The sequence below is a fragment of the Rhodococcus sp. IEGM 1330 genome (assembly GCF_033142445.1).
Taxonomy (GTDB): domain Bacteria; phylum Actinomycetota; class Actinomycetes; order Mycobacteriales; family Mycobacteriaceae; genus Rhodococcoides.
On record NZ_JAWLSB010000008.1, the window covers coordinates 112046 to 131241 of the forward strand.

Annotated in this window: 15 protein-coding genes; 10 read left to right on the forward strand and 5 right to left on the reverse strand. The window is 57.4% G+C overall.

Features of this window, described 5'->3' with window-relative positions; all coding sequences use genetic code 11:
* Positions 1–95 precede the first annotated feature (95 nt).
* The 5 genes from R4P57_RS18880 to R4P57_RS18900 all read left to right on the forward strand — a co-directional run bounded on the left by R4P57_RS18880 (position 96) and on the right by R4P57_RS18900 (position 6013).
* A complete protein-coding gene (locus tag R4P57_RS18880) occupies positions 96–1085 on the forward strand; it encodes an ABC transporter substrate-binding protein (protein WP_317804358.1) in 990 nt (329 codons plus the stop codon).
* 76 nt (positions 1086–1161) lie between these two features.
* The gene (locus R4P57_RS18885; RefSeq protein WP_411742396.1) at positions 1162–1926 is read left to right on the forward strand and encodes an ABC transporter ATP-binding protein; all 765 of its coding nucleotides are present in this window, start codon (positions 1162–1164) and stop codon (positions 1924–1926) included.
* Complete coding sequence (locus R4P57_RS18890; RefSeq protein ID WP_317804360.1) at positions 1923–2747, forward strand: ABC transporter permease; 825 nt, start codon at positions 1923–1925, stop codon at positions 2745–2747. The genes R4P57_RS18885 and R4P57_RS18890 overlap by 4 nt, the downstream gene beginning before the upstream one ends.
* Positions 2748–2797: 50 nt before the next feature.
* The gene (locus R4P57_RS18895) at positions 2798–3568 is read left to right on the forward strand and encodes an ABC transporter permease (RefSeq protein WP_317804361.1); all 771 of its coding nucleotides are present in this window, start codon (positions 2798–2800) and stop codon (positions 3566–3568) included.
* Between the two features lie 1317 nt (positions 3569–4885).
* Positions 4886–6013 carry a radical SAM protein gene (locus tag R4P57_RS18900; RefSeq protein WP_317804362.1) on the forward strand — a complete coding sequence of 376 codons (1128 nt, stop codon included), beginning with the start codon at positions 4886–4888 and terminating at the stop codon, positions 6011–6013.
* 776 nt (positions 6014–6789) lie between these two features.
* Here R4P57_RS18900 and R4P57_RS18905 read toward each other — a convergent pair.
* Positions 6790–7788, reverse strand: a complete 999-nt coding sequence (locus tag R4P57_RS18905) for a mevalonate kinase (RefSeq protein WP_317804363.1) — start codon at positions 7786–7788, stop codon at positions 6790–6792.
* A 447-nt stretch (positions 7789–8235) separates the two neighbouring features.
* On the opposite strand from R4P57_RS18905, the gene R4P57_RS18910 reads away from it, so the two are divergent.
* Positions 8236–9495: a hypothetical protein gene (locus R4P57_RS18910; RefSeq protein ID WP_317804364.1), complete on the forward strand. Its 1260-nt coding sequence runs from the start codon at positions 8236–8238 to the stop codon at positions 9493–9495.
* A gap of 159 nt (positions 9496–9654) precedes the next feature.
* On the opposite strand, the gene R4P57_RS18915 is transcribed toward R4P57_RS18910, so the two are convergent.
* From R4P57_RS18915 to R4P57_RS18925, 3 genes are all read right to left on the reverse strand, one after another.
* The gene (locus tag R4P57_RS18915) at positions 9655–10431 is read right to left on the reverse strand and encodes an NDP-sugar synthase (RefSeq protein ID WP_317804365.1); all 777 of its coding nucleotides are present in this window, start codon (positions 10429–10431) and stop codon (positions 9655–9657) included.
* Positions 10432–10745: 314 nt separating this feature from the next.
* Positions 10746–11387 carry a VWA domain-containing protein gene (locus R4P57_RS18920; RefSeq protein WP_317804366.1) on the reverse strand — a complete coding sequence of 214 codons (642 nt, stop codon included), beginning with the start codon at positions 11385–11387 and terminating at the stop codon, positions 10746–10748.
* Positions 11388–11466: 79 nt separating this feature from the next.
* On the reverse strand, positions 11467–12090 hold the full coding sequence (locus R4P57_RS18925) for a DUF4352 domain-containing protein (RefSeq protein ID WP_317804367.1): 624 nt from the start codon (positions 12088–12090) through the stop codon (positions 11467–11469).
* A 165-nt stretch (positions 12091–12255) separates the two neighbouring features.
* Between R4P57_RS18925 and R4P57_RS18930 the strand changes: the two genes are divergently transcribed.
* The 4 genes from R4P57_RS18930 to R4P57_RS18945 all read left to right on the forward strand — a co-directional run bounded on the left by R4P57_RS18930 (position 12256) and on the right by R4P57_RS18945 (position 15901).
* A complete protein-coding gene (locus R4P57_RS18930) occupies positions 12256–13461 on the forward strand; it encodes a sensor histidine kinase (RefSeq protein ID WP_317804368.1) in 1206 nt (401 codons plus the stop codon).
* A gap of 38 nt (positions 13462–13499) precedes the next feature.
* Entirely contained in the window at positions 13500–14153 is a 654-nt protein-coding gene (locus tag R4P57_RS18935) for a response regulator transcription factor (protein ID WP_317804369.1), read from the forward strand.
* A gap of 424 nt (positions 14154–14577) precedes the next feature.
* On the forward strand, positions 14578–15498 hold the full coding sequence (locus R4P57_RS18940; RefSeq protein WP_317804370.1) for an HPP family protein: 921 nt from the start codon (positions 14578–14580) through the stop codon (positions 15496–15498).
* A 208-nt stretch (positions 15499–15706) separates the two neighbouring features.
* On the forward strand, positions 15707–15901 hold the full coding sequence (locus R4P57_RS18945; RefSeq protein WP_317804515.1) for a LuxR C-terminal-related transcriptional regulator: 195 nt from the start codon (positions 15707–15709) through the stop codon (positions 15899–15901).
* Positions 15902–16360: 459 nt separating this feature from the next.
* Here R4P57_RS18945 and R4P57_RS18950 read toward each other — a convergent pair whose 3' ends face one another.
* The gene (locus R4P57_RS18950) at positions 16361–19129 is read right to left on the reverse strand and encodes a DEAD/DEAH box helicase (protein WP_317804372.1); all 2769 of its coding nucleotides are present in this window, start codon (positions 19127–19129) and stop codon (positions 16361–16363) included.
* Between the last annotated feature and the right edge of the window lie 67 nt (positions 19130–19196).

Consider the following 19196-nt stretch of genomic DNA (forward strand, 5'->3'; position numbering starts at 1 on the left):
TTCCAGACCTCGGCGATACGCGGACTACATGGATTCCGTGCGACGCCGATCATCCAGCGAGGACGCAGATGCATTTACGCCGAGCCACGTCCATCATGGCAGCACTGACGCTGTCCACCGCATTGGTGGCCTGCGGATCAGATCCCGGTCCCGACGCGGACCCTGCCAATCCGGTCACGATCGATGTCACCGTTTCGGCAGCGGCCGAAATCTACAGCATCCCTTGGCTTGTCGCGCAGCAGCAGGGATTGTTCGAGAAGCACGGTGTGATCGTGGAGAACATCGTGCCGGGCAAGGGCGGCAGCGCAACCATGCGCACGCTGCTCGACGGCAACATCCCCATCGGTGAAGTCAGCTACCCGTCGATCGTGCAGGCGGACGCGGCCGGCTCCGAACTCCGCATCGTCGGCGGCGGCACCCAGGGGCCGTACCCGATGAATTTCTACGCGCTCGCCTCGAACCCCAACATCAACTCCATCGAGGACGTCCGGCGGTGGGCTTACACCCGCCCCAACTCGGCGTCCGACGCCCTCACCCGCCTCATTCCCTCTCTCGCGGGCGTCGACGCCGGCCAGATCGAGCGGGTCGCATCCGGCGGAATCGGCGAGGGCTTCGCACTACTCGAAGCCGGCAACGTCGATATCGCCCTCGTCCCCTCCATCGTCGCCGAACAGCGACCCGAGGACTTCAAACTGATCGTCAGCAGCCCCGATTACATGTCACGGTTCCTGCAGTCGACGATCACCACGACCAAGGACTACGCCGCGAGCAACCCGGGCGTCGTGCGCGCGATCAACGCCGGCTACACCGAGGCGGTCGCATCCATCGAGGCCGATCCTGTTGCCGCTGCCGAAATCTACGCGGCGTACACGGGATTCGACGTCGAGTCGGCCACCGCAGTGGTCGAACGCGCGTCCTCGGTCGACACCTGGGGAGGCGGCTTCGACACAGCGTCCGTCGAATCTGCCCAGGACGGCGTGGAAGCGTCGGGGAGCGATCGCGTACCCAATTTTTGCACACTGTTCGACCCGGAGTTCCTCGCCGAAGGAGTCGAGAACGATGTCCCCGGCGACTGCGACTCCTGACAGCATTTTCCCACCACCAGAAGGTATCGACGTGACTCACGCAGCGACTCGACCCCGACCCGACACCACCTCCGCCATCGCCGTCGCCTCGTCGGTCTCGCGGCGCTTCGGTGATGTGACCGCCCTCCACGAGATCGACTTGTCCATCGGCCGAGGCGAATTCGTCTCCGTCGTCGGCCCCAGTGGCTGCGGCAAGTCCACTCTGCTCGAGGTGTTCGCCGGACTTCAGGACCACGACGGCGGCACCGTGCACGTCGACAGCCAGCCGCTGACCGGCCCTCGGTCCAAGACTGCGGTGATCTTCCAGGAATCGGCGACGCTGCCCTGGCGGACCGTTCGCGACAACGTCGCGTTCGCCCTCGAAGTGCGGGGTGTCGGCAAGAAAGAACGTCGAGCCCGCGCCGACGAGCTGCTGAACACCGTGGGGCTGTCCAAGTTCGGCGACCACTACCCCACCCAGTTGTCCGGCGGTATGCGCCAGCGTGTGGCCATCGCGCGCTGCCTGTCCATGGAACCCGATCTCATTCTCGCGGACGAGCCGTTCGGTGCACTCGACGAGCAGACGCGATTGGTCATGTCGTACGAGCTACTCAAGATCGTCGAAAAGCTCACGTGTGGAGTCTTGTTCATCACCCACAGCATCCAGGAAGCGGTGCTGCTCTCCGATCGCGTGCTGGTGATGAGTGCGCGGCCCGGCCGATTCATCGACGAGGTGGACATCGACCTGCCGCGCCCACGATCCGAAGACGTGCTGGCCAGTCCCGACGCTGTGGCTCTGCACGAACGCATCTGGTCGCGGCTGCGGGACGAGGCCAAGAAGACGATGAGCATCGAACCATGAGTGCGCCCACGCGCGAGAGCACGCGCGCCTCCGTGGTTCCCGGATACATCCGACCGGCCCCCTCCACCCAACTCGGTCTCCCCGCATGGGGATGGACGGTGCTCATCCTCGTCGCGGCACTGGTGGCCATCGACATCTCGGCACGATTCTTCGCCTCACCGCTGGACATCGTTCCGGTGACCGACATGATCTCGACGTCGCTGGGCCTGCTGACCGACCCGGACTTCCTGATCGACGAGTTGGGCCGAACGCTCGGCATCATCGTCCTCGCATTCGTGCTCAGCTCCGTTCTCGGTGTCGCCGCCGCGTACGTGCTGTGGCGGTACGAGTTGTGGGACAGGGCGTTTCAGCCGTACCTCAATGTCTACTACGCCGTCCCGACGTTTGCGCTGTACCCGATCATGGTGGTGCTGTTCGGGGCCGGGGTGGCTCCGATCGCTATTCTGTCCACCATCTTCGCCTTCGGTGTGGTCGCGTTGAACGCACGCACCGGCTTCAACTCGGTGTCACCGATCGTCACCAAGCTCGGAACCACACTGATGCTCACGCGGTGGCAGTACTTCCGATCGGTGCTGCTGCCGTATGCGCTGCCGAGCATTGTGACCGGACTCAAATTGGGGCTCTCGTACGCCGTCATCTCAGTGTTGGCCAGTGAGTTCATCCTGTCGACGCAGGGCCTGGGGCACTTCATCTCCATTGCCTACGACGGGTTTGACATCGCCGATATGTACGCCGGGATCCTCATCGTGGCGCTGATCGCTTTGCTCTCGACCTCGCTGATCTCTCTCGCGCTCAACCGATTCGATTGGAGGCGCCGCTGATGAGCAGCACCTTGCACAGAGTAGCCACCGCACCGACAATTCCCCCGAAGGTGACCTCATCCGCGGGCCGCACCAACGCCCGACGGTTCCTCCCACCACTGGTCGTGGCCGTCGTCGCGGTCTTGATCTGGTGGTTCGCGGCTGTTCTCGTCGACAGTCTCATCTTCCCGACGCCGGCCGAGGCCATGGCCTCGCTCGTCGAGGACCTGGGCAAGGCGGACTTCCGCGCCAATGTCGGCGACTCCCTACGCATTCTCGTGCTCGCCTTCCTCGCCAGCACCGTCGTGGGTTCCCTGCTGGGCCTGACGCTGGGACTGAGTCCGTTCTGGACCCGAACCATCGCCCCGATCGTCTACTCGATCAACAGCATTCCGAAGATCGTGCTGTACCCGATCTTCCTGTCGTTCCTCGGGATCGGCGCACTGAGTCGATTCGGCTTCTCCTTCTACGCCGCCTTCATCCCGATGTTCCTCGTCGCGGTCGAGGCGACGGCGTCGGTCCAGAGAATCCATCTCAAGATGGCAGCGTCACTGCAGGTGAGCTGGCCCAGGTTGATCCGTCAGATCGTCATTCCCGCGGTGCTCCCGGCATTGGCGACGGGTATGCGGATGACCTTCGGCTTGGCGTTCCTGGGACTGCTTCTCGCCGAGATGTTCTCGTCGTCCAGTGGAATCGGATACGAACTTCTGCGCAACGTCAGCCTGGTGCGGATGGAGAACATCATGGGTACCGTCGTGTTGATCCTCGTGATGGCATTGCCGCCCACGATTGCGCTGCAATGGTTGGAGAGTCGCATCACCTCGAAGTACGGCGGTCGGTGATCTACAGGTTCTATCCACCCCAACCACGTCTTGGAAGTAAGGTCAACACACAACAGTCCGAGACGGTCGCTTTGGCCCCGTACAACTCGACATGCTTCTGACACGGCTACGCGTTCCCCCCCGTAATCCAGACTTGAAACCGGCGTCCAGTTCAGTGTATTTCGGGTTTCGACGGCGAACTGGGTGATCGAACAGTGCGCACGCTGTGGTGTTGAACCGTCCTACCGGTCAGTCCTTGCTTGTCGATCGTCAGCAGACGACGGTAGGGAAACAGAAAGACATCCCGGACAAACTAACGTCGCGTGAATCTGCCCATCGCCAGCAGAAACCGGTTACACACCTCGCGCGCCTTCGAGCGACCACCGGGCTGTCCCAGCTTTGATCACTACCGACCTGCGAGGAACGATCATCACGGTGGAAGGATGTTGTCAAGCCAACGCGTTCCCAGAGGTGGTTCGCCGCGACGTCGTCGCGATGACGGACAATCCGAGTGCTGGCTGAAATCGCCCACCGCAACGATGGAATCGAACGCAGCACCGCCGCGACACTCGCTCGGAAGAGTCTGCCAAGCTGCGAGACGCCCTCAAACGGTCCATGCTCCTTCGGCAAGAGGCCATAGCCAGGCCCTCAGGGTCATCACTTATCTCTCCCGGGATGACAAGCCATTATGCTCCACCGCAAGGGTTGGGGTTCAGAACGTTCGTATAGGAGCTGTCCAGCCGCGGACTCCAATGACCGGCCGGACTTGGCAGGCCGATAGCGGCAACTCGCCACGGTACCGCCCTTCGCTCTTCTGCAGAACAGCGTGTTCGATCCCCGACGATGCCGGCGCGTGAGTGAGTACGGCCTGCCATCGTGCCGTTGATCGAGGGGGCCAATCGGTAGCTCAGCGCTCAGCCGTCACTCAGAACCATTGCCAACGGGAACGGCCGAGGGGCGCCCGAATAATTGCCATTCGAGCGCCCCTGGACGAAAGCATAACTACTGTCTTATCTACGGCGCTTTCGACCGCTCTTGCCGCGCGGCCGCTCTACGGGCATGAGGACTTCAACACGGGCAAGCTCCTGCGTCGAGCCCAGTTTGCGACCCATCAGGAACCCGTTCTGGAGTCCCAACAAGAACGACAACACCGCGATGATCACTACGGTAATCATAAATTCTCCTACGGTTCGATCGGACAAGCGCAAGCATTACCGGCCGAATGAGCGGACTCCACTGCCCCGATGGTTCTCCTACAATCGCGCTCAGTCGTCTACGATCGTGCACAGATTCCATGAAACTCCGAACCCGGCCCACTACCAGCCTGGAGGCCACAACTTGACCCACCAGCCACTCGACCTGCTCGGGAAGCTTGGACATCCACGGATACAACAGCGGATCCGTGAGGCGAGAAACTCAAAGACAGTCGGGCCAATCGTCGTTGAACTCGATCCCACCAGCTTCTGCGACCTCGAATGCCCGAATTGCATCACAATGGATGTGCTTAACCAGTCACGTTTCTCCGCCGAGAGATTGAGTAAATTCCCAGCCGAGCTTGCAGAAATGGGCGTGATGGCTGTCATACTTATCGGCGGAGGCGAACCGCTGATACACCCCAATACACCTCGGCTCATTGCCGGTCTTCGCGAACATAAGATAAAAACTGGCCTCGTGACTAATGGAACCATGATTCATAGATATGTGGACCTTCTCGCTAAGTCATGCGAGTGGATCCGGATCTCCATGGACGCGGGTTCACCGGATACCTATGCACGCGTCCGTCCCCAACGTACAACAGGTTCCAGTCTCAAGACATTCGAGAGAATAATAGACGGAATTCGCAAGATTGCCGAGATTGACCCCGCTACGCGCGGGACGGTTGGGTACTCATTCGTAATACAGTCAGGTTACACGGCGCAACAAGGATCCAGAAATATAGACGATATTATGGCTGCCACCGCTTTAGCAAAACAATTGGGATGCGACTATATCGAATTCAAGGCGGAGATGCAGCCTAATCATCAAATTATGGCTCTCTCAGAAATCGACCGAGGAAAAATTAGACAGTCTTTGACCAACGCAAGAATGCTAGCTTCAGACAGTTTTAAAGTCGAATTTTCTTCGAGCATGTTGGCCGCCCAATCAGCAGAAGAACAAACGGGCCAGATAAAAAACTATGCATCGTGCCCGGTCGCGGACCTCAGGACCACCATCTCCCCGTCAGGCTGCTTCGTCTGTTCCTATCATCGAGGAAACAGCGCCCATCGATATGGCGACGTGGCCATTCGTCCCTTCAATGAAGTCTGGAGAGAGCGCAGTATTACTACTCGACCCAACTCCGATTGCAACTTTCACTGCGCTCGACACGAAGTCAACGAAGCACTACTCGTCTCGAACGAAGACTCAATACCCCCAACAGGGGAATCGAGGAGCTCGCCGCGATCGTCCGGCGATCTCTTTATTTGAGGGGCGCGGATATCGTGCCGGCTACTTGGAAATTATGCGAAAGGAAGATGGCGCCGTCTCGATCACACCATCTCAATAATCGACCTTTCCATGTTGTCACAGGGAGGCCTGTGATCATCCGAAAAAACGCCCCGAACCCCGCCCCTCTTGGGGGCAGCTAATGGCGACGGTCTTCGATTGAACACTTACGCCACATCTCCGATGGCGATCAGGTCGACGGCTCGGCCTATGGAACCGTCTAAATGAACGCTGCGAGGCCAATGTTCAGAAACAACCGACACAGTCGAAGCCACTTCATACCACCTAGACCCGTCCACGTCCAGATACAGCACGCACTCGTGGATCTCGCTTCCTGGACGGAGATACTCACTTTCATGATCACTGTACGTGGCGGTGAACACCGAAGCACCCTCGTCAAAGGAGTCGTCGACGGCACGGCCGGCCTTTCATAAGCTCACGGCATCCGTCCGAAACTCTCAAAGTACGGAAACCCGGTACGACGCGACCGCCTCCGCCCTGACCCAATGGGCCGTGCCGCACGCACCCGCCTGACTTAGAACACCATTCCCAACAACTTCAAAGGCAGACTCTCAGGCTTGACGCCGGACCTTCGATCGATCGAGATCGGCTGGCACAATAGCAACCGGTCAAGCTGAACTCAGCAGAAAGCTGATACCGCTGGACTGCCCAACACAGCGGTAGCGAAAGATCGGCGAATTAATCACCACTGGACTGTCACTTTTTTTCAAACACGTATCTCAAACGACAAGACTCGCTCACCCCGAACAAACACCAGCACCCTCATGATCAGTTCGTACTGGGTCGTCAGACAGGCCGGTCCGGAAGTAACTCAATTTTGGAAAGAACTTATCTAGAATAGTTGCATGCTCAGTTGAGCCCGGAATATGAGGAAATATGAGCGCTCCGCCTCCTCCAGACCCACAAACTTTAACTCCACGAATTTTATGCCGAGCCAGCTCCTCAATAATCTCAATCAAAGATGGCGGACAAACCGGAGGTAATCTGACCATTTGACGCTGAACTGCTTCAAACAACTGAACTATGTTATCAACATTTCCTGCCACTATAGAATCGAAGACTACATCGCTTAGATCGCTGACCGAATTTGCATAATCTTGCATCTCTTTTTTGTACTCAGTTCGCAATTGGCGCATGATCGAACCTGATTGCTTGGGAATTCTTGTATCTATCACAATGAACGACAGGCCATCTTGACCAAATGATTTCAGCTCGTGACGGTCGACGACCGGCAAAGCCCCAAAGCCACCTGATGTCAACGCTATTCCCGCGAACCCTGACGCTATATGATCCATCCCACCACCCTTGAAGACCTCGAACTCGGCACGGTAAGCCGCATCTACCGCTCTTGCCTGTCTTATGTAGACACTTGAGGCTACCGACTGCATACCAAAGGCTGCTGCGACCATTACGGCTGAAGTCGAGCCCAGACCGAGACCATCCAATCCCGGATGGACCCTTACCGCCACCGGTTGCAAGGACAGGGTCTTCTCATTGGAGAGGTATCGCGTCAGTCGATCAATTCCGAGAACTCTTGGCAGTTTCAGTCCTGGCCGGCCCAACCCCACAAACGCTCGGTGCTGGATGGCGGCTACAACCGAGTTGCCTCCGTGCCAGTCCAGGTGCTCGCCCATGAGGCAGATCCTTAGCGGTGCCGAAGTCTGACGATAGCAGCTACAATCTGGCGCGTGAGCAGCATCGATGTCTCGTCGGCGGATGTTCGGTGCCTTCTCCATCGGTACAAGACCCTCCTGCGTGGCTCCACCAAAATAACGGCCCCGTTAACGCCTGTACTTTCAGGCTACTTCACGACTTCTCGCGGTGCCTGCCGCCCGTTTGGGGAGGTAAGACGACTACTATGCAATGCCCTCGAAGTTTGCACCGAGATCACTCCGATCGAGCAGAGTGTAGTAAGCCTATACTATGGGTTGGACTTATTGTGTCTACCAATTAGCACGCAGAGTCCGGAACGTCCATCCATCTCACGAATAGTCCCGCGTCCCGAGACGCACACTGGACGACATCGAAACCGGGAAAATGGCCATGGTCATATCGGAGTAAACGGCAGTCATTATGTCCTCAGGCGTGCACTCGAAAAATTGGCGGCAACCTGGCCAAAAATTCCTAACGAAACCGATTCTCGATGCCGAACCCTGGATGATCCTCTCACATCGTCATGGTTCGTGAACCAAACAGCGACGCTTTCGGGTGCAGAACGAAATGACTTGATCCTCAAGGCGGTCCAGTGGGCAAGGCTAAAGCTATCCGATCCTGCGATCGGAGCCTGTGCGGATGACGATTTCTTTGACTTAGATTGGTGGGAATTTCGGCATGCAAACGACATCCTTCGGAAATTTGGCGTCGGACGACCCACCAAGCGCATAAATTCGGAACGACTGGCACGCGGAAATTCCTACATGCATATTGCTCTTTGGGAGGTGGTGAAAGAGCAGCAAGAAACGGCCACGAATGAAGTCCAAAATCGACGAATTATCACTTTTGCTGATAACGTTTTGCGAGAGACTCAAAGGCTCCCCGAGGAGGGGAATAACCTCAATATACCTGCGAGTGTAGACGCAATTCTTCTAACAGGATCTGCATTTAAAATCGCGAAGTCCCTAATCGAGTCGATGGAGAGCCAGATGTCAATTGGCAAAGTTGACTTGCCGTGCGCAGAGTTGCTTAGTTGGCTGACCCCCCAGATTCTCTCGGACGCGAGCCCTGAACTTCTGCACCGTGGAGCATCAGTTCTCTGCCGAGCAGCGGCAGACAACGGCACCTTCGAGCTGGCTTCTCTGCAGTGGTTTTTTTACGCATTAAGATTCCCGAATCGGAACAATTACTTGGCGTCATCGTCACTAGATTTATCGGTTGCGTACTCGTCGCGTCGGCGATACCCAGAAGCTGCTTGGGTTTTATCTTTGATGGACCGCGCTAATTTACCCAGCGACAGTTCCGCACTGCTTGCTATTGGCGACTCCGCATGGCGCCGGCGACAGATTGCAGAGGCACTGACCAGCGGAGCGGGCTACGACCATCAAGCAATTAGGGGCCTCATCGGAAAGTCTTTAGAAGCCGCTAAATTCGCTTCTGCAGCCATTCGGTCCGGCGGTTCGGCTCCAATATCCGCAGTGATCCGCGCCGATATCCGTGGGGCGGAAGCGCTTTCGATGGCAGCCGTCTTTGGTATCACAAGCCGTACGTGCGCCGCGAGAACATTGTCTCCTTACCAATCCGCAGTTCAGAGGGAGGCCGACCGATTACAGTCGTCAGTTTCGTCTGCCGTCGAGACAGCAGAGGAGTCAATAACGGCCTACGACCTAGCGCGTCTAGAAGTAATAAAGGATTCAGTCGAAGGCGTCACCAAGAAGCAGCCTCTAACGAGTTTCGGCGTGCTAGACCGCCTTAACGCAATAAAGAGCCAGGCCGCCACTGAAGGTTAGTCATCCTGAACAGATTCAGTATGGTACAGCAGGCATGCCTCAGCCAATAAAATTGGTTTCGTTTCAAATACGCACAATTCTAGCTGGAGGAACGTCTCATAACGTTACTCACCAGGCGCGCATTTCATTAATTATCAGAAATTTAATTCGACTGGTTTGTCATCGATAGTTGAGATCTCGTTTGACGTCGGTAGAGTTGAAGAATTCCGGCCAATACTGTAGGTCGTTCCGAAGCAGAGTCAATTGCGGGTCGGTTCCAAAGTCTACGAGGGGACCGACATGACTATACGAACCAATCCTCAAGTCATCGGGAGCGAATCCTGTTGTATCTAGATCGCCGCCTCGGTTTAGCCCTTCAATCACCGCATCAGACAAAGTTATCAAGTAGATCCCAGTTCCAGTCATATATGTGACCGATCGCCTAGTCGGCAAGGCCCCAATTTCGACCACACGCCCGCGCCGGTCTACCGCGAAGTTCCTATTACACAGTGGCCGCGGTTTGGTCAGGGGAACGCAGACGTCGAGCGTAAAATCATGACTGAAGAATCTTTGCAGGTCGATTTTCCATACGGTGTCTGCAACAAGCACCAGGGCTCTCCTGGTCTTGACCTTCTTCAAACCTTGATGAGTTGCCCAATTTGTATCGCGACGTTCGGTTAATGTGACGATCTCGATATCAGTATTTTCGAATGGTCCATATTCTAGAAATTCTGAGATTGCATCGCTATAGCCATGGACAACGACGATTACCTTCACAATTCCGCTTTTCCTCAACCACCCTATGAGACATCCGAGAAATGGCGTCCCATCAACGGGGATCAGGCATTTGGGTATTCCAAACTTTGCCACTGTTTCACTGCGCGTTCCTAAACCAGCGCACAGTAGGACCGCCGTGACGTCTACAGTCCGAGTACATTCGATTATTTTATCCATCATGGCATTATTCTAGCCCGTATTGTTAATACCATTGACTCAGATACCCTCGTCCAACGGAGGTGAACTTTGGTCCCTTCTACCGCGGGAACCTGTTCGCAGTGTTCATCGACATGATGCTGAAAAAAGCTTCCTGCGCACACCCCCACACCTATCCAACTTGACTGGCTTGAGTGAGTGCGGTCGGAATGTGGTCCTAGATTACGTATCTGAGCGTGTATTTGCTGAACAAGGCAGGCTCTCGGCGGTGGGAGGCTTGGAGCAACCGCTTAGAGTCCACACGGACGACGCGGGCTTTAAATCGCCAATCTCTACCACTACCCTCGCGCGCGTCTCCGATGTTTCGTGGTGAAAGCCGATACCGAACAGGCATCGACACCGGCCGATCGCTTCCGACGCTGGTAGTCCGCAACCGAATCGAAGGCTGCCGTCACGCCGACCGACGTCGAGACGTACGTCATCGACTTGCCGGGCTGAAAGCCCAGATCGGCACCCACCTCGACGGCATCTATGTTCGATCCCAAGAACACGAAGTCCCAGCTGTACTCGGACTCCTGCCGCTGAATCAGCTCCCGCACAGCAGAATTGGTCCACTCCCGGCTCGCATTCTCGTGACCGTCGGTCATCACGAGCACCGTCACCGAGCCTGGACGGTCATCCTCCGGCATCGTGGCCAGCCCGGTGCCGACCTCGCTGACGAGCCGACCGATCGCGTCGTACAACGCGGTGCTGCCCCGCGGCTCGAGCACGAGCGGGTCGACGTCCGCGATGGGCGTGTTGTCGTAGACCAGCTCGTACCGGTCGTCGAACTGTGCGAGCGTGACCACGGTCCGACCGTCGGCCTCACGCTCCTTGGCGATGAACGAATCGAATCCGCCGCGGGTGTCGTCGGCGATGGAATGCATCGAGCCGGACCGGTCGAGCAGTGCGGCGACGAGGGACAGCTGAGGGTTGGTCATAGTTTCCTCCTTCAGGTCGCAGCCGAAACTGCAACGAGTGAAATAGATTCGGCGAGAAAGCAAGTGCTGTTCGAGTCGATCAACGGAGGGCGACCGTCGTGCCGCCCGAGAACGCCGAATCATGCAGCTCGATCTCGGCAGGCACGGTCCCGACGGGGACGTCGAACACGACGGTCGTGTCCAGCGCGTTGCCCGGATTGATCTGTTCGTAGCCGATGCCCTCGTCGAGGTAGGCGGTCGCGAGGCTGTCGACGGAATACTGTTTGCCGTCCGCGTCGAGCAACTTCTGTGAGGACGCATCCAAGCTCTGCGCACGATCGCCGATGTTGCGCACGGTCATCGTCACCTGGACGAACTCGCCCTGAGCGGTCTGCGTCAGATACTCCGAGCCGACCGAAGTGACCGGTGGTGCGACCGCGGTCACGACGAACTCGAACTTGCCGTCGCGTACCGGAACGCCGATTCCTGGACTACTCGGCTCGGCCGGGGCCGCAGGAGCCGCTTCCTCCGACGCCGAGGATCCGGCCGACGCGGGAGCCGTCGGGGTCTCCGATGAACCGCCACCGATGAGCCGGATGAGGACACCCAGCACGACGATTGCCAAGATGACGGTCAGGATCCTGTGTCGGGCAAACCAACTCTTCTTCTGCTCGGGAGCGGGCGGGGCGTACTGCTGCTGGGGGTTCGGGTTGTGGTTGGTCATGTCGAAATTCCTCTCGTTCGGCGATGCATCAACCACACCGCAGTCGGCCCCGCCCGCGCCTCGGCTGACCGGTCGGTGCACCTCCTCCTTTAGGTCGCATCCAATCGGCCACGCGGGCCGATAGGACGATCCGCCGTGTCGGTGCTCGGCCGTACGCTGCTGACCGTGAGCACGCATAGGACAGGCACCCTGCGCCGCAAAGCCTGGACGACGGCGGCGGTGGCCTTCAGCCTGTTCTGCTCGATGATGACCGCCGGGTTGGCGGGCGCGTCCGGCACACCGGGCTGGAACCTCGGCATCGGCGTCACGCTCAACCTGATCGCCGCCGTCGCCTTGATCTGGCGACACGAACGGCCATGGGTGGTGCTGGGACTGGCCCTGGCCGGGCCCCTGTTCTTCGCCACCGATGCGACGGCAGCGTTGATTGCCCTGTTTGCTGTCGGTGCGTTCGCACGAACCAAGCCGCTGGCGATGGCCGCAGTCGCGGTGTACGTCGCGTGCGGGGTGTCGTTGACGTACGACGCCCATCGCAGTCGGTACTACTCCGTCCTGACCATCGGTTCGACGAAGACCGAGGACGGATCCGTGCCGGTGGAATGGGACGTCCCGGCGTGGATTCCGTGGGTCGTCGCGGCAGTGCTCGTCGGGTTGGTCGTGGGTGGAGCAATACTGCGCCGCACGCGATCCGATCTGACGGAGGCTGTGGTCACGCGAGACAAGGTGACGGTGGAGTCCAACGCCCTTCGTGAGGAGATGCTGCTCAATGCGGAACGTGCCCGCATTGCTCGCGACATGCACGACACCCTCGCTGCCAGCCTCAGCCGCATCTCGCTGTTCGCAGGCGGAATGCAAGTCAACAGCGCTGATGGACCCGAGAAGGTCGCCCAGACTGCATCGATGATTCGGCAGACCGCCCACGATGCGCTCGACGAGCTAAAGCGCATCATCGGCGTGCTCCGCGGATCAGCCGATGCCTCGAACGGTGGCCGGCAGAGTGTCGAAGGCATCTCCGATCTGGTGCACTCGGCGCGGGACGCGGGCTTGCACACGTCGCTGATGCTCGACGTGACGCCCGGTGAGATCGGCGCTGCGAGCAGTCATGTGGCGTATCGGGTGGTGCAAGAATCGCTCACCAACGCGCAGAAACACGCCGCCGGTTCGACCATTCGGGTGGTGGTGCACGGGTCCGATCAGGCGGGCGTTCGCGTCGATGTGCGCAATCAGCTGATGGGGCAACCGGCGTTTGCGCATGGGTCGGGTGCGGGGTTGACCGGACTGGGCGAACAGGTCCGCGGGGTGGGCGGCACGTTTTTCGCCAGCGCGCAGCCGGGCGAGTTCGTGGTCTCGTGCTGGTTGCCGTGGTACTCCTGACGGGCAGTGTCGGAGTCGCGTTCTAAGCTCAGCGCACCATGACAGCGCCAGCCGTGATCACCGTACTGATCGTCGACGACGACCCATTCGTTCGGCGGGGAGTGACCGACATTTTCGCGAAGACCCTGGACATTGTGGTGGTGGGCGACGTGGAGGACGGCGACCAGGTGCCTGCTGCGGTTGCGGCGTTCAGGCCGCACGTGGTGCTCATGGATCTTCAGATGCGCCGAGTCGGCGGACTGGACTCCACTCGCGAGTTGATGACGCTGGCCCATCCACCGAAGGTCATTGCGATGACGGCGATGGATGTGGACGATCTGGTGGTACTGGCCATCGAGGCAGGGGCGCACAGCTTCTTGAGCAAAAGCGAGGCACCCGAGACGTTCCATCAGTCGGTTCGAGCAGTGGCATCTGGCAACACGTTGTTCAGTGAGGATTCGCTCCGGAAGATTGTGGCAACGTCGGTGTTGCCGGTGGCCTCGCCGTCGCTGTCAATGGATGCGCTGAGCCCGCGGGAGCGAGAAGTGCTGCGCATCTTGGCTACTGGCTCGACCAATGCGGATATCTCCTCCGAGCTGTACCTCAGTGAGACGACGGTCAAAACCCATATCTCCGGGATCTTCGTGAAGCTCGGTGTGCGCAATCGAGTCGAGGCGGCTATGGCTGCATTTCGGGCTGGCATGGTCACGTAAACGAATCGAGCTACTATCGCCGGCCGCCTGACTTCGAACTGCCGTAGAACAGAATACACCGTCGGATCACAAGCCAGTCTCGCGCAGTATGCATGTCGACAATGAACGGGCACAGTTAAAGCGCGAGGCATCTAATACGGCACTTGCTCCAGAGTATCCCAATATCGCGCGAAGGTATCGTCGCGACCTGTCGCAGGTTTCCAGCGGGCCGTAAGCTACATCACCCCTAGCGTGGAGCGTATCTGTATTGCTATCGGACAAGACGGAACCTGCACGCGACTCCGGGCCGAGATTTCCAGACGGTCTGCTCCAATTTGTCTTTGGCAGTCGCCAGGATCGACAGCACCTCACCAGACGAAACGCGAGTTCAGACAAACGGCCAGAAAATTGCACACTACGGGGGAAGACGCGGTAGGATCATCGAATGGACTCGGAAGAGTTCCTCAAAAGGGCCGCCCAACAAGCAACAACACAAGAAGTAACAACGTCCATACGAGAGTTTCTTGCCCTATGGGGCGCTAAGCGTCGCGGAATTTGGGTACTTAAAAAGATCAATGACGACCTGACTCGTTATGGCCTGACCACTTCCCCCCCATTCGAAACGGGCTGGATCGACAGTCAGATAAAGGTGCTTCTCAAACAAGAGCACCAGGACACAGAAAACAGTCCGGTAGGTTCACCGATCGCACCAACTGCGCCACAGATTAACTCTCTTCGAGTGTCGAGTCTTGAGTCTGCGAACCGCGGCTTGATCTCAGTTAGCAAAAGCGATTCGCTCAGAAAAGCACAATCCTTAATGATTCGGCACGACTATTTCCAATTAGCAGTAATCGAGGGTGGTAGAAAGCTCGAGGGAGCGATTAGCTGGGAATCCATCGCTAAGGCGACAGTCCACTCGCCTGAGGCAGATCTTAGATTATGCACTTCTACGGCCGAGTCCGTCTCATTGGACGACGATTTACTAAGCCAAATCCCACGCATTATCGATTCTGGCTACCTATTTGTCCGGGACGTTGAAAATCGAATTTGCGGAATAGTAACGACCGCCGACCTGAGTGAAGCATTTCAAATTTTGGCAGGCCCATTTCTGCTTGCCGGCGAGGCCGAACGTCACCTCCGACAGATCGTCAATACTCACTTCACCACGAAAGATATCGAAGACTCGAAAAATCCCAATGATCCCGGTCGCGAAGCAATATCGGCTGAAGATTTAACGCTCGGAGAGATCCAAAGACTATTGAGCGTCCCACGAATTGGGAGCGTATCGATTGGTATGTGGACCGCAACGTTTTCCTTGAGGCACTGCAGAGCCTCAGGGAACTTAGGAATGAGATCATGCATTTAAGCCCGGACCCGCCAGAACCCGAAGTGCTTACACAGGCTCAGAATTTCTTGAAATGGTTAAAGCTTCTAAATAAGGATGTCAAATAGATCGACCTGAGAGGTGAGTGCCATCTCAAGCCATTGACTCAATTGAGAGCCTTAGACGTCTAAATTGCCAAACCGGCCTCGATGACAATGTCGATGGACATGATGAGTCCGCGGGGCCAGATGTGTTCCGCATTTTGCCTACTGGTTCGACCAACGCGGACATCTCCTCAGAGCTGTACCTCAGTGAGACGACGGTGAAGACCCATATCTCTGGGATATTAATCGAACTCGGTTGTGCGCAATCGAGTGGAGGCGGCATTGGCTGCGTTCCGGGCAGGAATAGTCACGTGATGCAAAACGCTTGTGTTCGGGGCTAGTACAACATCGATTAGAAGCATCGGAAACACCTACGATAACGCGTTGACGTAGAGCTCAATTAGATCATTTGTGACGGAGGCAGCATTGACGCGTTGCCGTTTCTGATCGGCCCGAAGAAGACAACTGACGATGTCGAGTTCGCAACTATGTGATGTGTCGACTGGTTTAACCAACGCCGCTTACACGGCGCACTGGACCTCACCTAGGCTTAGCGCGCTGCCCAAATGCACCCACAACAAGAGGACGATTGCTAGATTGCAATATTAGCCAGAAGCGGATTTAGAACGTCGTCAGACCGTCGGTCACCCTGCTGAGACTATTAGTTTGAGTTTAGTCAAGAATAGTTAGTCCCTCTCCGATTTTGAGCCAACCCGCCCGCACCGACTAAGGGCAGCCTGAGACCGTAAGCCGGAGCCGGAGCCGGTCAAGCTGACAGCCCTCAACCCGACAGCCACCGTTTACCCGGCGGAGCTCTTTTCCGGAATCTCAATTGTCCAAGAACTTTGGTCGAGATAATACGTTAGAAACTTTCCATTTGTTCCGTCAACCGTCCATTCAGAAATTCCGTCGCTGAAAGTAGTCTCAGGCTTGTTCATCGATCTAACTGCCGAGGCGGCCGTTGCCGCATTCCTGAATAGCTTTCCGGAATTCTTACCTGCGACCTCCACCTCAGCAATCTGCAGTTGTCCGGTGACGGTATCCAAAGCACCTGGGACCGAATGGGAATCGACCTTCAATGTAACTCGAATGCGGCCGGCGCTATCGAACAAGGGCTGGTCGGAAGGCTCGACGATGGACGCATCCGGCGAAAATTTCTGCGCGCCGGTCCCTGATATTTCGACTGCGCCGATCGATGATCTCCCGCCCGAGGCAGGGTCGACGCTCGAAGTACCATAAGCTCGCCTGACACGCGACTCGGAAATGGACGTCGAATTAGCGGATGCGGCGCTCGGCATTGCCAGCGTGCCGAGCTTTTCCCACTTATCAAGCCCGGCCACAACAGATCTTTTTGGGATCACGATTATTTTCGACTTGGCCTTCCCTTTCTGCCCGAAAGTGGAGTTCTTTGTGGCTTCCCGGGCAACCTGCTGAAATTCAGGGGCCGTGAATATATAGAATCGATGATGATCCAAAGCACTCATGAAGACGCGAACTGCGTTGCTCGCTTGATTGAGCTCGGCTTTTGGGACAGACCACCCCTCTGCGTCGTCAGCGGCAAGACGTACTGTCCGGCGGACCCCCCGAGCGTCCAACACTTCGTATTCGTCTTTGCGAGAGCCAAGCGGACCTCTCATTGCGCCCCCTCGATTGCTGACTGCAGCATCGAACGCAACCAACACACGGCGCAGAGCCGGGCTCATATCAACGTCAGCGGCGAGCGGCATGACATCATCGACCGAGCGCACTTCGACCGGCGCTCTATCACCAGGCGCTACTCGACCGCCCAAGCCTGTCCACAACTCCCTGATTCTGTTTGTTGTCATGTTCTCGGAAAGCAGTGCCGAGCGTGAAAACGCCTGAGCCAGATCGCTCAGTTCTTGAGCATGCGCTCCGAGTTCCTCGAACACGTCTGCCAGCACGGACAACGCACGTATGCGCTCGATACGGGTGCCCGGGCCACCAGCACCGACAAGCGCAGAACCGACTGGCATCCACGAGATACCGTCAACACCTTGCCTGAGCGTTTGCTCTGCGTCGATGTCTGGTAGCAATTCTCGAATCTCTTCCCAAAGGGGGAAGCCTTGATAATCATCAAAAATATCTTTGATCGCATCTACGACGGACCAGGTGTCCGGGCCCTCGATGGGGCCGCCCTCGTTGAATCCGGAATCGAGCGATACATCGAGCCATCCGTCACGTTCACTGGCTCTGAGCAAAAGCAATGAGAGAGCGTCACTCTCGTTCACGTCGTTGAAGTCGAGGGCAATTTCGCGTAGGAGGGCAAGGCTGGCCGCAGCAGAATCCGTCTGCGGATCCTCCATTGTCCCTCTGACATAGACCAGCGTGACAAAGGCTTCTGAAGGCGAATTTAGTTCAAATACGCGAGCCAACAGTCCCATCAATGACCGAGGTGTGCGCGGGACCGAGAGTAGGACTCCGACAGATGGAGTACTCTGCGCGGTCTTCCTCGGTTGCACGTTAGTATCGGTTCCGTCTGCTCCGTCATAGTCGAAATAGACGGCGCTCAAATCGGTATTATGCATTGCCTTCCGCAAGGTAGAAACAACGGACATTTTCGCCGTGCAGCGGCTTAGTATTGTGCGTCTGTCTCGATCCACTCCAAGCAGTGCCCGTGCAGTGCTCGTTCGAGGTCCTACGGCTGCATCCGCGTCAAGACGTCGTGCAAGCGAAAGTGCCCCCTCCGGTGAGCCATCGTCAGCATCGAGAAGTTCGGCCGTTAAGGCAGACGCCTTGTCGGTTGCGATTCGATAGTCGCGGGCCTCGCTGTCGGTAAAATCCACCCCGACAGCAACAACCACCGGAGGAGCCATCATTCGGTCTTCGACAGCTCGCAGATAGTCACAACCGTCGATGACGTCGCCGAAGTACGGCTTTAGGACGCTCTCTGCCCCAAGATCAGGCCACTCGTAGGCCGCCGTCAAGCCTAGCTTGTCCGTGACAGTCCCAATCTTTGTCAAATTCGCAAAGTCAGTAACCGAGAGCTGATCTACCTCATCGATTATCAGCAGACGTTCCCTCCTCGCGAACCGCAACCGTCTGTCGCCCAAAATTGATGAACGAGCCAGCAATATCGGATACGCGTCGAGCGAGCCGGTTCCTCGATCAACTTGGGCAACGATTGATGAAGGAATGCCTGTCGACAGCGCCTTCGACCATGCATCAATGTCGTGTTGATCGGGAACCACGATCAAAGCCGCGAGCCCTCGCCGTCTAGCCTCGACGATCGCAGCGAGAGCCAAGTCGGTCTTACCCGCGCCGGTCACAGCCTCGACTAGGCTTGAACGGCCGCTCAACAACCATTTTTGGAGAGCTTCTACCTGCCACCTTCGCATTAGGCGGTTCAAATACAAAGCCGCACCGAACGATTCAGGTGAAGCGACGCTCCAGACTCTCGTATCGCCGACGGTCTGGAACACCAAGTGGTTGTCTACCAACGCTTGTTCGACGAAGCCGACCGACTCCCCCAGGTTTTCGGCGAGTTGGTCAGCAGACAGGGCCCCCACACGATTGAGCTCATCGAAAATCGCGGCGGCCACACCACTCATTGGGGCTCCTCTGTCGTCATTGTCCGATACCGTCATAGTGGATTAGATCAGCCGACACCGACGGAGT